14 protein-coding genes are annotated in these 14,544 nt (G+C 58.9%); all 14 read left to right on the top strand.

Annotation, left to right across the window (positions count from 1 at the left end):
- The first annotated feature begins 16 nt into the window (after nt 1-16).
- Entirely contained in the window at nt 17-1,168 is a 1,152-nt protein-coding gene (gene lpxB / locus ACRTGH_RS01635; RefSeq protein ID WP_368847208.1) for a lipid-A-disaccharide synthase, read from the top strand.
- Nucleotides 1,165-2,949 (top strand): ABC transporter ATP-binding protein, encoded by a 1,785-nt coding sequence (locus ACRTGH_RS01630; protein WP_368847209.1) that lies wholly within the window; start codon nt 1,165-1,167, stop codon nt 2,947-2,949. Before lpxB ends, ACRTGH_RS01630 begins: the two co-directional genes overlap by 4 nt.
- A gap of 11 nt (nt 2,950-2,960) precedes the next feature.
- On the top strand, nt 2,961-5,456 hold the full coding sequence (gene lpxK, locus ACRTGH_RS01625) for a tetraacyldisaccharide 4'-kinase (protein WP_368847210.1): 2,496 nt from the start codon (nt 2,961-2,963) through the stop codon (nt 5,454-5,456).
- Between the two features lie 5 nt (nt 5,457-5,461).
- Nucleotides 5,462-6,196, top strand: coding sequence for a 3-deoxy-manno-octulosonate cytidylyltransferase (gene kdsB, locus ACRTGH_RS01620; RefSeq protein WP_368847324.1), 735 nt, complete (start codon nt 5,462-5,464; stop codon nt 6,194-6,196).
- A gap of 99 nt (nt 6,197-6,295) precedes the next feature.
- Nucleotides 6,296-7,123, top strand: a complete 828-nt coding sequence (gene kdsA / locus ACRTGH_RS01615) for a 3-deoxy-8-phosphooctulonate synthase (protein WP_368847211.1) — start codon at nt 6,296-6,298, stop codon at nt 7,121-7,123.
- Between the two features lie 48 nt (nt 7,124-7,171).
- Nucleotides 7,172-7,732: a KdsC family phosphatase gene (locus ACRTGH_RS01610; protein ID WP_368847212.1), complete on the top strand. Its 561-nt coding sequence runs from the start codon at nt 7,172-7,174 to the stop codon at nt 7,730-7,732.
- Between the two features lie 16 nt (nt 7,733-7,748).
- Nucleotides 7,749-8,660 (top strand): lysophospholipid acyltransferase family protein, encoded by a 912-nt coding sequence (locus ACRTGH_RS01605; protein WP_368847213.1) that lies wholly within the window; start codon nt 7,749-7,751, stop codon nt 8,658-8,660.
- Nucleotides 8,657-9,220: an LPS export ABC transporter periplasmic protein LptC gene (gene lptC, locus ACRTGH_RS01600; protein ID WP_368847214.1), complete on the top strand. Its 564-nt coding sequence runs from the start codon at nt 8,657-8,659 to the stop codon at nt 9,218-9,220. Before ACRTGH_RS01605 ends, lptC begins: the two co-directional genes overlap by 4 nt.
- The gene (locus ACRTGH_RS01595; RefSeq protein ID WP_368847215.1) at nt 9,217-9,993 is read left to right on the top strand and encodes an LptA/OstA family protein; all 777 of its coding nucleotides are present in this window, start codon (nt 9,217-9,219) and stop codon (nt 9,991-9,993) included. The genes lptC and ACRTGH_RS01595 overlap by 4 nt, the downstream gene beginning before the upstream one ends.
- A 56-nt stretch (nt 9,994-10,049) precedes the next feature.
- The gene (gene lptB, locus ACRTGH_RS01590) at nt 10,050-10,769 is read left to right on the top strand and encodes an LPS export ABC transporter ATP-binding protein (protein ID WP_368847216.1); all 720 of its coding nucleotides are present in this window, start codon (nt 10,050-10,052) and stop codon (nt 10,767-10,769) included.
- Between the two features lie 11 nt (nt 10,770-10,780).
- Nucleotides 10,781-11,920, top strand: a complete 1,140-nt coding sequence (locus tag ACRTGH_RS01585) for an LptF/LptG family permease (RefSeq protein WP_438474521.1) — start codon at nt 10,781-10,783, stop codon at nt 11,918-11,920.
- Nucleotides 11,921-12,003: 83 nt separating this feature from the next.
- Nucleotides 12,004-13,212, top strand: a complete 1,209-nt coding sequence (locus tag ACRTGH_RS01580) for a DUF3084 domain-containing protein (protein WP_368847217.1) — start codon at nt 12,004-12,006, stop codon at nt 13,210-13,212.
- 4 nt (nt 13,213-13,216) lie between these two features.
- Nucleotides 13,217-13,636 carry a RuvC family protein gene (locus ACRTGH_RS01575; protein WP_368847218.1) on the top strand — a complete coding sequence of 140 codons (420 nt, stop codon included), beginning with the start codon at nt 13,217-13,219 and terminating at the stop codon, nt 13,634-13,636.
- Between the two features lie 26 nt (nt 13,637-13,662).
- Entirely contained in the window at nt 13,663-14,529 is an 867-nt protein-coding gene (locus tag ACRTGH_RS01570) for a YbjN domain-containing protein (RefSeq protein WP_368847219.1), read from the top strand.
- The last annotated feature ends 15 nt before the right edge of the window (nt 14,530-14,544 follow it).

Below are 14,544 nucleotides of genomic sequence, written 5' to 3'. Positions count from 1 at the left end.
GGGCGGGAGGAAGAAGATGAAGATCATGATGTCGGCCGGCGAAGCCTCGGGCGATTTGCACGGCGCCAGTTTGGCGAAAGAGATGCTCGCGATGGAGCCTTCTGTCGAGCTCATGGGATTCGGCGGCGGAAAGATGGCCGAGGCCGGCGTGCGCCTTGTGCGCGACTGCCGCGACTACAGCATCATGGGGTTTTGGGAGGTCGTGCTCGGCCTGCCGCGCCTTTTGGCTCTGGAGAAGGCGCTCGTCGATGCCATGCGCGAGGAGAAGCCGGACCTTTTACTGATCATCGACTATCCGGATTTCAACTGGCGCCTTGCGGCGAAGGCGAAGGCTTTGGGTATCCCGGTCTTTTCGTATATCCCGCCTTCCGTCTGGGCGTGGCGCAAGGGGCGTGCGAAAAAATGCGCATCTTTGGCCAAGGAAATCGTGGCCATTTTTCACCATGAAATCGGCCCTTATCTCGATGCGGGCGCGAACATTTCGTTCCTGGGCAATCCGCTTGTCGATACGGTTCGTGCCGACATGGAGCCGGAAGCGGCGAGGGCATTCTTCCGCCTCTCGGAGGGAGAGCCTACGGCGCTTCTTCTGCCGGGAAGCCGCCGCCAGGAAATCGCGCTTCTTTTGCCCGACATGATCGAGGCGGCGAAGCTTCTCAAGGAGCGCCGCCCTGAAACGCGGTTCTTCCTGCCGCTTGCACCGGGCGCGGACCGTGCGGCGGTCGAGAGTCTCGTCAAGAAGGCGTCGGCTCCGGTGGAGATTACGCAGGAGCATACATACTCGCTGATGGGGCTGGCGGATTTTGCCGTCGCCGCATCGGGCACAGTCGTCATGGAGGCAGCCTTGATGGATCTGCCGGCTGTTGTCTGCTACCGCATGGGGCGGCTCAACTACGCTGTCGGCAAGCGGCTGGTAAAGGTTGAGCGCTTCAGCCTGCCGAACATCATCCTTGGCGAAACGGTTGAGGCGGAGCTTCTGCAGGACGAGGTGACCCCCGAACGCATTGCCGAGGAAGCGGAAAAGCTCTATCGGGGAGAGGCGCATCGGGCATCGGTCATGGCGCGTCTCAAGGTTTCCGTGCTGCAGCTCGGTCCTCCGGGCGCCGCCGTACGTGTCGCCGCGCATGTGCTGGCCGCGGCAGGCGGGCAGAGGAACGGGAGTGAAGCATGAAGAACTACATTCGTCTGTTGAAATATATCAAGCCCTATCTGAAGCGTCTCGTCATGGCCATCTTCTGCATCATCATGGCTGCGGCGGCGAACCTCTATGTGCCGTGGATCATCAAGGATATGATCGACAAGGTGCTGACGGAGGGCGAGCTCGGCATGCTGAACCTCATCGCCGGCGGCATCATCGTCGTCTTTTTCTTTCGCGGCATCTTCTATTATGGGCAGAGCTATCTTGTTTCTTATGTCGGGCAGCGCGTTGTCATTGATCTGCGCGAGGCGCTTTTCCGGAAGTTCCAGCGCATGCCACTGGCCTATTTCGATAAAATGCAGACGGGCGAGATCATGAGCTATGCGACGAATGATGTGCAGGCTCTGCAGAGCGCCTTGGTCGACAAGCTCATCGAATTTGTGACGGAAGGATCGGTTCTCGTCGGTTCCATCGTCCTGATGTTCTATCTCGATTGGAAACTCACGCTGATCACGCTGATCACTGTGCCGCTCGTGGGACAGGCGATGAACATCTTCGGCAAGAAGCTCAAGCAGTCGGGCACGGTCATACAGCAGCGTCTTGCCGATATCAATGCGCTCCTGCAGGAGAGCATCTCGGCGATTCGCGTCGTCAAGTCCTTTGTGCGCGAGGAGCATGAGATTGCTCGGTTCCATCACCAGAACGAGCTGAATTTTCGCGCTGAAATGAAGAATGTGCAGATATCGAGCCTGTTGACGCCGACGGTGGAATTCCTCGCGGCGATTACGGTCACGTTCATTCTCTGGATCGGCGGCTATGAAGTCATCAACGGGGAAATGACGGCAGGCTCGCTCGTCGCCTTCCTGACGTATGCCGTCAACCTTGCGAATCCCGTCAAGCGCATCGGCCGTCTTTACGGCGTGATGCAGAAGGCCATGGCAGGCGCCGACCGCGTCTTTGATGTGCTCGATATGGAGGAGCCGATTCACGACAAGGAAGATGCAGTCACTCTGCCGGATATCGAGGGACATGTCGTGCTCAAGGATGTGTCCTTTTCGTACAAGAAGGGCGTGCCTGCCCTGACGGGCGTTTCGCTTGAGGCGAAGCCCGGTCAGATGGTCGCCTTTGTCGGGCCTTCGGGTGCGGGCAAATCGACGATCACGAACCTTATCCCGCGCTTTTACGATGTGACGGACGGGGGCATCGAGATCGACGGGCACGATGTGCGCGATGTAACGCTCGCGTCCCTGCGCAGCCAGATCGGCATCGTGCCGCAGGAAACCGTGCTCTTTTCCTGTTCCGTGCGGGAAAACATCCGCTACGGCCGCCTCGAGGCCACGGATGAGGAAGTGGAGGCAGCGGCCAGGGCTGCCAATGCGGAGGAGTTCATCCGCCAGCTGCCCGACGGCTACGATACGGATATCGGCGAGCGTGGCCTGAATCTTTCGGGCGGGCAGCGCCAGCGCATCTCGATTGCGCGCGCCATCTTGAAAAATCCGCGCGTCCTCATCCTCGATGAGGCAACGTCGGCGCTCGACACAGAGAGTGAGAAAATCGTGCAGGCCGCGCTCGACAAGCTGATGGTCGGGCGCACTTCGTTCGCCATTGCGCACCGCCTTTCGACGATCCTCGATGCCGACCGCATCTATGTCGTCGACGGCGGTCATATCGTGCAGGAAGGCACGCATGAGGAGCTTCTGGCTGCAGGCGGCCTCTACAAGACGCTCTACGACATCCAGTTCAAGGGCGAAGGGGAAAAGGAAAGAGGAAGGGAACATGCGCCCTCGTCCATAGCGGCCGGGGCTGAGGCTTAGAGGGGGAAGATATGCGGTTACTTTATAATCTGGCGGTTATTCTGGCCGTCGTCCTCATCGTCCCTGTATTCATGGTGCGGGCGGTTCGTGAACGCGGCTTTGGCGAGCGCATCCGGCAGAGCCTCGGCTTTTTTCCCGAGCATGCTTTGGACAAGGTGGCGAAGAAGAACTGCATCTGGGTTCATGCAGCGTCTGTCGGTGAGATCGTCGCCGCGAGCCCTTTGATCCGTGAGTTCCGCAGGGAATTCCCCAAGAGCCCGATCCTTGTTTCTGTCGTCACGACCTCGGGGTATGAGATGGCGAACCGCATCATCAAGGATGCGGACAGCATCATCTATTTTCCGCTCGATCTGCCCTGGCGCGCCGGCAGCATCCTGCGGCGCATCCATCCGCGTGTTTTTATGCCGGTGGAAACGGAGCTTTGGCCGAACTTCCTGAAAAAGGCGAAGAAGCTCAAGATTCCTGTCATGATGGTGAACGGGCGCATCAGCGACAAGAGTGTGAAGCGCTACAAACATCTGCACAGCGTCCTCGATGACATGATCAGCACGGTGCGGAAGTTCGCCATGCAGTCGCCGATCGATGCCGAGTACATCATGCGTTTGGGGGCGCCGCCCGAGCTCGTGACGGTCACGGGCAATACGAAGTTTGACCAGACGTATACGAATGTGAGCGCGGAGGAGAAGCAGGGCCTGCTGCAGGAGATGGGGCTTTCCGGGAGCGAAGGCATCTTCCTTGCGGGCAGTACGCACCGCGGCGAGGAGGAACCCGTGCTCGCGGCCTTTGCCGCCCTGCGTGAAAAAATGCCGGGAGCAAGGCTTGTCATAGCGCCGCGCGAGCTTTTGCGGACGGGAGAAGTCGCTTCCCTTTGCTCACGCAGGGGCTTCCGTACGGCACGCCGCACGGAACTTCTGAAGAAGCCGGCAGAGGGACATGACGTCGTGCTGCTCGATACGATCGGCGAGCTCGGCAAGATCTACAGCATCGGCGATGTCATCTATGTAGGAGGCAGCCTGATTCCGCACGGCGGACACAATATCCTTGAGCCGGCGGCGCATGGCAAGGCGATCATTGTCGGGCACAATATGTTCAATTTCAAGGATACGCATCTGCTCTTCACGAAGCGCAGCGCCTGTCTTACGGTGCATGATGAAGGAGAACTTGCTGCAGCTGTATGCCGCCTCTTCGAGGATGGAGAGGAGCGCGGCCGGATGGAGCGCGAGACGCTGGCCATCGTCGGTGAAAACAAGGGCGCTTCCAGGAAAACCGCCGTCATGCTGCGGGAATTTCTCGTGGAGTTCGAGCAGGGAGAAAGTGCGGGCAAGGTGCGTACGACGGAACGTGTGGAAAATTTCCGCACCTACATCACCGACCTCATGCGCCGCCGCCATGCCGATGGTTTTTGCCTGCGCGTCGTCATGGGGATCCTCTACACGTTCTCTGTTATTTACCGCCAGCTCGTGAACTTGAAGCTTTGGGGCTACAAGGCCGGCGTCTTTCATCACAAAAGGCTCGGCTGCTATGTGATCAGCCTCGGCAACATCACGGTGGGCGGCACGGGCAAGACGCCGACGGCTCAGAGGCTTGCGGGAGCGATTCGCGATATGGGCTACCGCGTCGTTATTTTGAACCGCGGCTACCGTGCGAAGTGGCGCGGCGATGTCGGCATTGTTTCCGACGGCAACAAGCTCTACATGGATGCCACGGAGGCGGGGGACGAGGCTTTCATGCTCGCCAAGCATCTGCCCGAGGTGCCCGTGCTCATCGGCGCGGAGCGCGCCCTGACGGGGCGCTACGCGATCGACCACTTTGGCGCGGAGGTAGCCATCCTGGATGACGGCTACCAGCATTGGCAGCTCGAACGCGATATGGATATTCTGCTCGTCGATGCGGTCAATGTCTTCGGCAACGGTTATATGCTGCCGCGCGGTACGCTGCGCGAGCCTGTTTCGCATATCGAGCGTGCAGACGTCTGTCTCCTGACGAAGGTGGATCAGGCGGTCGGCGTGTCGCGCGAGCATATCAAGAATACGATAAGGAAGTACAACGAAAAGGCGCTGATCATGGAGAGCATCCATCAGCCGCGGCGCTTTGTCGAACTCAAGGATTGGCACCGCGATATTGCGGGCGAGGGCGTCGACATCAAGATGCTTGAGAATAAATCGGTCATGGCCGTTTCAGCGATCGGCAACCCGATGTCGTTCGAGCAGACGCTTTCCGATATTGGCGCGAAGATCATCGAGAGCCTGCGCTTCCCGGACCATCACGATTATACGACGAAGGAGCTGCAGGACGTCTTTGACCAAGCCGTCGATCTCGGGGCGGAAGCCATCGTCATCACGGAGAAGGATGCCGTGAAGATTCCGTTGACCATCATCGAATCGAAGGCGCCGATTCCCGTCTTTGTCATCTGCGTCGAGGTCACGTTCCGGGAAGGTGCTGCGGCGTTCGAGAAAATGCTCGATGAGAGCCTGAAGGAAAGAGTCGGAAAGAAGGGAAGGGAATGAAGGACCTGCAAACGCTTTGCGTCATACCGGCACGCTATGCGTCGACGCGCCTGCCGGGAAAACCACTGGCCGATATCTGCGGCAAGCCGATGATCTGCCGTGTGCTGGAACGCGCCTCGCGGGCAGCAAAACCGGCAAAGACGCTTGTCGCAACGGATGATGCACGGATTTATGAAGCGGTGACGGCGGACGGCGGCGAGGCGATGATGACGCGCGCCGATCATCCTACGGGCACCGACCGCCTGGCCGAGGTTGCGGCGGCTTACCCTGCGATGGATGTGATCGTCAATGTGCAGGGCGATGAGCCTTTGATCGAGCCGTCGCTGATCGACGATCTGGCGGCGCTCTTCGAGGAAGATCCGGAGCTTCCCATGGCGACGGTCATGACGCGCATCGAGTCGGAGGAGGAACAAAAGAATCCGAACAATGTGAAGGTCGTCGTGGATCGGCAGGGATATGCGCTTTACTTTTCGCGCTCGCTTCTGCCCTATCCGCGCAAGAAGACGGGGAATCCCGTGTTCAAGCATATCGGCATCTACGCCTACCGCAGGGATTTTCTGCTCGCCTACGCGCGCCTTGCGCCGACGCCGCTGGAGCAAGCCGAGTCTCTGGAGCAGCTGCGGGCGCTCGAAAACGGCTGCCGGATCCGTGTTCTGGAGACGCAGAGCCGCTTTGTCGGCGTTGATACGCCGGAAGATCTGGCGCTTGTAAACGAGCTTTATCGCAAGATGGGACGATGAGGCGGTGGACGAGAACCGTACAAGACGGCCGGACGGCTGCCCGATGAATTCGGACAGCATTTTATTATGCGATCTTAAGAGAAAGGCGGTACAATGATGATGAACAAGGTAAAAGTCGGAGATTTTACGATTGGCGGAGGCAGCCCGCTCGTACTCATGGCCGGACCCTGCGTCCTCGAGGCGATGGAACGCTGCCTCCTCATCGGGCGCACGATCAAGGAAATCACGGGACGGCTCGGCATACCGTACATCTTCAAGGCCTCGTTCGACAAGGCGAACCGCTCCGCCTTCAACAGTTTCCGCGGGCCGGGGCTCAAGAAGGGGTTGGAGATGCTGCAGACCATCAAGGATGAGCTCGGCGTGCCTGTCGTCACGGATGTGCACAAGGAATCGCAGATCGCTCCTGCGGCGAAGGTCGTCGATGTGCTGCAGATTCCGGCCTTTCTCTGCCGACAGACGGATCTTCTCTACGCGGCGGCAAAATCCGGCTGCGTTGTGAACGTGAAGAAGGGGCAGTTCCTTGCGCCGCGCGATATGGGCAATGTCGTCGACAAGCTGCATGAGGGCGGCTGCTCCGATATCCTTTTGACGGAACGCGGCGCCTCCTTCGGTTACAACAACCTTGTCGTCGACATGCGCAGCTTTCCGATCATGCGCTCCTTCGGCGCGCCCGTTATCTTCGATGCGACGCACAGTGTGCAGTTGCCGGGTGGCGCGGGGACAAGCTCCGGCGGCAACCGTGAGTACGTCGAGTACCTGGCGCGTGCCGCTGTCGCAGCCGGTGTCGACGGTCTCTTCATGGAAGTGCATGACAATCCCGAGGAGGCGCTCTGCGACGGTCCGAACAGCCTTTATCTTGACAGGCTCGAAGAGCTTCTCAAAGAAGTCCTCGCTATTTATGACGTTGTGAAAGGGAAGCTGGCCTGAGTCTTCCGGCGGTTTCTTTCCCCGAAAAAAAGCGGAAGGAGAATTTTCTTGTATTTTGCACCTGATGCAAGGGAACGCGCACGGCGCGTGCGCTTCCTCATTTTCGATGTCGACGGCGTACTGACGGATGGCGGCATCTATACGGGCGAGAAAGGCGAATTCATGAAGCCTTTCCATGTGCGCGACGGTCTCGGCATACGCATCTGGCAGAACGAGGGCGGCGGCACAGCCATCATTACAGGGCGCGATTCCGCTATTGTTTCGTTTCGCGCGGAGGAGCTGAAGATTCGGGACGTCTTCCTCGGCCATATCGACAAGCGTGCAGCGTATGCGGCGCTCAAGGAGAAGCATGGGCTTGCGGATGAGGAAATCGCTTATATCGGCGACGATCTCGTGGATCTTCCCGTCATGGCGCAGGCAGGCTTTCCGGCGGCTCCGGCGGACGCAGTGGCCGAGGTCCGGCAATATGCGGCTCTTGTGACAGAGGCCGAGGGCGGCAGGGGCGCTGTGCGCGAAATGGTGGAATTTCTTCTCAAGGCGCAGGGGCGCTGGGAAGATGTCGTCGCGCGCTTCCTTTCTCCGGAGCGATTGGAAAATATTTCGCAATGACATGGGTGATATACACATGCTCTATCAATTTTTGATGCTGCTGAGCCGTATGCTTCGTTTCCTGCCGCATAGGGCGCTGCTCTTTCTCGGCTGGGTTCTGGGACGCCTTTACTATTGCCTCATCAAGAAGCAGCGAAATCTCGCGCTGCGCCAGATCATGGCCGGGCTCGGGGTTTCAGAGACGGAAGCCAGGAAGCTCGTCAAGGATTCCTTTGTGAATCTCGCGCGTAATATGCTCGAGATCTTGTATATGCCGAACCTCAACGAAAAAAACATGCATGAATACATCGAGATCGAACACATGGACTACATGAAGGCAGCGCTTGCCGAAGGCCATGGCGTTGTCGTGCTCACGGGGCATATCGGCACATGGGAGTGGCTGTCGGCCGCTTTCACGCTTTCGGGGCTGCCCGTGACGGCCATCGCGAAGCCGCAGCCGAACGAACAGTACACGCACGCGCTCGACGACTTGCGTGCAACGATCGGCGTCGAGATCTTCTCGCGCGGCACGAGCGAGCTTTTGGCCGCGGGACGTGCCTTGAAAAAAGGCAAGATTCTCGGCTTCCTGGCCGACCAGGACGCCGGACCGGGCGGCGCCTTCTTGGACTTTCTCGGACGCACGGCCTCGACGCCGCTGGGACCGGCTGTTTTTTCGCGCAAGTTTCATGCGCCTGTCGTGCCAGCCTTCATCCTGCGCCAGCCGAACGGCCGCCACAAAGTCGTCATTTACGAGCCGATGGAGCTTCGCGACACGGGCGACGTGGAGAAGGATCTTTACGATTTCACGGTGCGCATGACAAAGATCATGGAGGAAATCATACGCGCCAATCCGACGCAGTGGCTCTGGTTCCAGAAACGCTGGAACACGCCGCCTGAAATGAGGAAGGAAAAGCATCGCGGCGCTATTTTGCAGGGAGGAAGCAAATGAGAAAGAAGGGAATCATCCTGCTCGCGGCGTTCGCCGTGCTTGCCGTCATCGGCACCATAGCCTGGGCCATCCTGAGCGTGCCTGAGGCGCCCCGAGGCGATGAGCCGGTACATGTCATGCGTTATGAGGGCAACAGCCTGAGCGTGGAGAAGGATGGACGCACCATCTGGAAGATGACGGCGGAGTCGCTGGCGGCGAATGCGGACAACAATACGGCGGAGGCGACGAATATCGACGGAACATTCTACCAGCCGGACGGGCGTGAACTCAATCTCAAGGCGCCGCATGCCGTTTATCGCATGGATACGAAGGACTTGTCGATGGACGGCGGCATCAAGGTTCAGACGACAGACGGCATCGAGCTCACGAGCAGGGAGCTTGCCTGGTCGGATGCGAAGAGCACACTGACTGCCATAGGCGATGCGAGGCTGACGAAGGAGGCCGATGCCGTCCTCGTGACGGCCGAGAGCATCGAGAGCTCGGATGGTTTCCAGAAGCTTGCGGCCAGGGGGAAGGATGGCAAGAAGGCGCATATCCAGAAAGGGAGTGCAGCGAAATGAAAATGAAGAAATGGCAGCTGGCCTTGGCAGCCGCAGCTTTTAGCATTGCAGCGGGCATGGGAACCTTGCAGGCGGCGGACGAGGCCTCCTCACTGGACGGCGATACCGTCACCTATGATATGGGGACGGGCGTCATCACGGCGGAGGGAGACGTCCTGATGAAGCGCGGCTCGACGAGCGTCGCGGGCAAATCGGCCAGCTACAACACGAAGACGCAGCAGGGCGAGGTCACGGGCAATGTCATCGCCGTGCGCGATACGATGCGCCTGACGGCGGCGAAGATCGTGCTCGACTCACTCGATTCGATACGCGCACTGGGCGGGGTTTCCCTGACGAAGGAAGACCTTTCGCTCCAGGCGGCGTCCCTTTCTCTTATCGGACAGGATCAGTACATTGCTGAAGGGGATGTCCATGGGAAAAAAGGCGACAAGACCTTCACCGGCCCGCGCGCCGAGTACTATCAGGCGCAGGAATACATGCTGATTCCGCAGGGCGGCACGATAACGACAGCCGACGGAACCTTCACGGCAAACCATATGGAAGGCTGGCTCAAGGAAGAGCGTTACAAGGGCGTGGGCAGCGCGCATATCGTGAGCCCTCCGAAGAGCTTTGAGGGAGGCGGCGATGTCGTCGATTATATTGCGAAGGATGAAAGCGGCAAGGGAAAATGCATCCTTGACGGCAATGCTTGGGCCTATCAGGGCAATAATGCGCTCAAGAGCAATCATCTGACGGTTTATCTTGCCAATACGGGGGACGTTGCGGTAGAATGATAGGACAGCATTGGCCGAAGATGACGCGCAGAGAGAACGGGGCGGGGTGAAGAGGCTTGTATTTGGAAGCGAGGAATCTCGTCAAGAGGTTCAAGCAGCGTTATGTCGTCGACCACGTTTCCCTGCGCGTGGGCAAAGGGGAGATCGTTGGCCTTCTGGGCCCGAACGGCGCGGGAAAGACGACGACCTTCTATATGATCATCGGCCTCGAACAACCGACTGCGGGCGATGTGCTCATCTCCGACGTGCGCATCGGCGACCTGCCGATGTATGAGCGCGCGCGCCTCGGCATCAGCTATCTCGCGCAGGAAGCCTCGATCTTCCGCAAGATGACGGTGGAGGAGAACCTTCTTTCCATTCTTGAGACGACGACGCTTTCGCCGCGCGAATGCCGCATGAAGATAGGACAGCTCCTGGAAGAGTTTCATGTGAGCCATGTCAAAAAACGCCTCGGCACAGAACTGTCGGGCGGCGAGCGGCGCCGCGTTGAGATTGCGCGCTGTTTGGCCATCGAACCGCAGTTCATCCTGCTCGACGAGCCGTTTGCTGGCGTCGATCCCATTGCGGTCGCCGATATCCAGGACATCATCTCCTATCTTAGACAGCGCGGCATCGGCATACTCATCACCGACCACAACGTGCGCGAGACACTTCATATCGTCGACCGCGCCTATATCCTCAACGCGGGGAAGATTCTCATCGAGGGGGACAGCCGGACCATTGCGTCGAGCGACCTTGCGCGCAAGTTCTATCTCGGCGACAACTTCACGCTATAGGGAGCGTATTTATGCAAAAACGAAGATTACGACGAATACGGATCCCCATGCCGCAGCGGATACAGATACGGCTTTTGGACAAATACATTTTTCGTGAAGTCTGCACGACGTTCCTTTTCGGCATCTGCGCTTTTTCCGCCGTCTTTATCGGTTCGGGCACGCTTTACCGCATCGCGCAGTACGTCACGGAATACGGCGCTTCCTTTTCGGCGGTCGTCAAGATGTTCATCTTCAGCCTGCCGAGCATCATCATCTATACCTTTCCGATGTCCATGCTCCTTGCGGCGCTGCTGACCTTCGGGCGCCTTTCGGCATCGAGCGAGATCACGGCCATGAAGTCCTGCGGCGTGAGCTTCCAGCGCATTGCCGCACCGGCCATCGCCTTGGGCTTTTTCGTCAGCGTGGTCGCCATACTCTTCAATGAGCATGTCGTGCCGCGTGCGAACAGCGCCTACAGCAACGTCATCGCCTATGAGATCCAAAGCGGTACAAATCCGAGATCGCAGGATCATATCATCATCAAGGAAATCAAGGACGGGCAGATGCAGCGCCTGATGTATGCGCGTCGTTATGACGCCGACTCCCAGATCATGGAGGGCGTGACGCTCCAGTCTTTCGAGAACGGCGAGACGAGCTATGTGGAAAATGCTGCCTACGCCAAGTGGGAAGGCAATCAGTGGACGATGTACCAGGGTGTCATCTATGAAATCTCGAACGGCAAGTCCGAGCATACGATGCGCTTTGATAAGCAGACGCTGCCGATCAATGCCGGTCCGGCGCGCATCGTGCGCGAGCAGAAAAAGCCGGAGGAGCTGACAATGCGTGAGCTCAGACAGCAGATCGAGATCATGCACGGGCAGTTCGTCGACACGAAAAAGTTGGAAACGGAGCTTTACCAACGCATCACCATACCGATGGCGAGCCTTGTATTCGCGCTGATCGGCGTGCCTCTTGGCCTGCAGCCGAACCGCAGCAGCTCCTCGAAGGGCTTCGGCATCAGCCTTGTGATCATTTTTATTTACTATGTGCTGATGACGGTGGCCGGAGCAATCGCCCAATCGGGAGCGCTGAACCCGGCTTATGCCGTATGGATACCGAATGTTGTCGGCATCCTTGTAGGCGTTTACCTCCTGCGGCAGGCTGCGCGCTGAGGGGAAGGCTGCTGCAAAGGCTATGAGGAAAGATTACGAACCATGCGCACAATTTTTCCGGGATGGAGAAAGGAGTAGCTGCGATGTATGGCATCATGCTGATACTCGTACTGGTTATTACAGGCGGCGTCATCGCTGTCCTCGGCGACCGTGTGGGAACGAAGGTCGGAAAGAAGAGGCTCTCGCTCTTCGGCCTGCGGCCGCGTCACACATCGACCATCGTCACGATCATCACGGGCATCGTCATCACGACGCTGACTTTCGGCATCCTCGCGGCTGCATCGGAAAACGTGCGTACGGCGCTCTTCGGCATGGAAAAGCTCAACCGCTCCATGCAGGAGACGCGGGAAAAACTTGTCCTGGCCTCATCCGAGCTTGAAGCAGCGCGTGCGGAGCAGCAGAAAACGGACGCCGCTTTAGACGAGGCGAAGGCAAATGTCAAGACGCTTGAGGATGAGGCGGAAAGGCTTTCTGCGGGCAACCGGGCGCTCGAAGCGCAAAAAGACGCGCTGGCACGCGACAATGCTGCGCTCGATGCGACGAACCGGGCTCTGATTGAAGAGAAGGCGGGGCTTGACGCCGTGAATGCCGACCTTACGGCAAGCAATGAGCAGCTGAAGGGAGACAACAAGACGCTTGAACAGCGGACTAAGGATCTCAAGAAGGGTCTTGCGATCATCCGCGAGGGAGACATCGTCTTCCGGGCGGGCGAGGTCATCGCAGCAGGCGTGGTGCGCGGCAGCCGCCCGGAAGGGGAGGTGCGTGCGGACATCAATTCGCTGGCTCAGCTTGCAAGCCGCAATGTTTCCAGCCGCCTCGGCAAGGATGTGTCGGACGGTGAGCTCTGGGTCTACGCGCCCGAGGTCGATGAGGCGGTGACGCGCATCGCTGCAAGCCAAGGCGATATGGTCGTGCGCATGATGGCGGCAGGCAATCTCGTGCGCGGCGAACCTGTGCGCGTGGAACTCGATCTGCACCCGAACAGCATCATCTACAAAAAGGATGAGTTCATCATCGCTCAGCCGTATCGCTTCGCAGGCGCAGGAGAAAAGGCCGCCGAGGAGATGATCCGGGACTTCCTGCAGCGGGTGAATGCGGCGGCGACGGAGCGCGGCATCCTGCCCGATCCGATTCGGGGCACGGTCGGCTCCGTTGAGGGACAGGAAATCTACGCGCTTGTGCAGACCATCGCGCCGCGTACGGGCAACTTCCTGTTTTCGGCCTATGCGCGTGACAACACCGACGCCTTGGGTCCGCTGCGTCTCAACATCAAGCTCGAACAGGAGCGCTGATTCGATGGGGAGCGTAGCCGCCCTCGACCCGGGGCGTGACAAATGCGGTTTTGCCGTGCTCGATGCGGCGGGAAGCGTGCGCCTGCAAAAAGTCATTCAGACGCTTAACCTCGAGCAGGAAATTACCGATACATACACGAGTTATGGCTTTCGTTTCCTCGTACTCGGCAACGGAACGACGAGTGCAGCAGCGATGGCGCGCGTCAAGGCGGCTTTGCCGGATCTTGACGTCGTGCTCGTTGACGAGTACAGGACGACGGAGATGGCAAAGAAAGCCTATTGGCAGGCACATCCCCCGCAGGGCTGGCGCAGGCTTTTGCCGTGCTCGATGCTCGTGCCGCCCGAACCGGTGGACGATTTCGTAGCCGTCATCCTCGCACGACGCTTTTTGACGGACAAGGAAGCGGAAGAAGGCAAAAGATAAGATTTCATGATGAAGGGGAAGAGATCATGACGGAAAAAACGGACAACATGGAAGCGACAACCAAAGAGGCAAAGCCTGCAGCAGCGGCAGCAAAACCAGCAGCGCCTGCTCCGGCAGCAAAGCCTGCGGCTCCGGCGGCAGCGGCAGCAAAGCCTGTGGCAGCGGCAGCAAAGCCCGCAGCAGCTCCGGCGGCAAAGCCCGCAGCGACAGCAGCAAAGCCCGCAGCAGCTCCGACGGCAAAGCCCGCAGCGACAGCAGCAAAGCCTGCAGCAGCGGCAGCAAAGCCCGCAGCGACAGCAGCAAAGCCTGCGGCTCCGGCAGCAAAACCTGTAGCAGCAGCGGCAAAGCCTGCGGCTCCGGCAGCAAAGCCCGCAGCAGCAGCGGCAAAGCCTGCGGTCAAGCCCGCAGCGGCGAAACCGGCAGCTGCAAAACCTGCGCCTGCCCCGGCGGAGGAGGAGATCGAGACCAAGGCTGCGCAGTTTGACGCCATGCTCAAGGAACTCGGCATTCAGGCCTTCGAGAAGCGGGAAATCGGCGATGAGTACGGCACGGTTGTCTACGAGTCCAAGGTGGAGGCCAAAGGGCAGGTTCTGCCGATTTTCGTCATTCTCGATGACAGCCTCTATGGCATAGTGCGCGTCGTCGTCGGCAGCCAGGTCGTCAACGACAAGAACGAGATGGATCTCGCCGCCTATATCAATGAGCTGAACCGTCATTACAAACTCTTCAAGTACTACATGACGGAAGACGGCAGCCTCATCCTCGACGCAGGCCTTCCTTCTTCGGACAGGGGATTCGAACCGCAGATCATCCGCGTGATCCTCGATGTCATCATCCATCATCTCGATGAGACATTCCCGGAGACGATGAAAAAAATCTGGGCCTACGATTGAATCAGCAGATAAAAA

The organism is Selenomonas oralis, assembly GCF_051603425.1.
Lineage (GTDB): Bacteria > Bacillota > Negativicutes > Selenomonadales > Selenomonadaceae > Selenomonas > Selenomonas sputigena_A.
The sequence above is the reverse complement of the archived record's forward strand: the minus strand, read 5'-3'. Positions and strand labels throughout refer to the sequence as shown.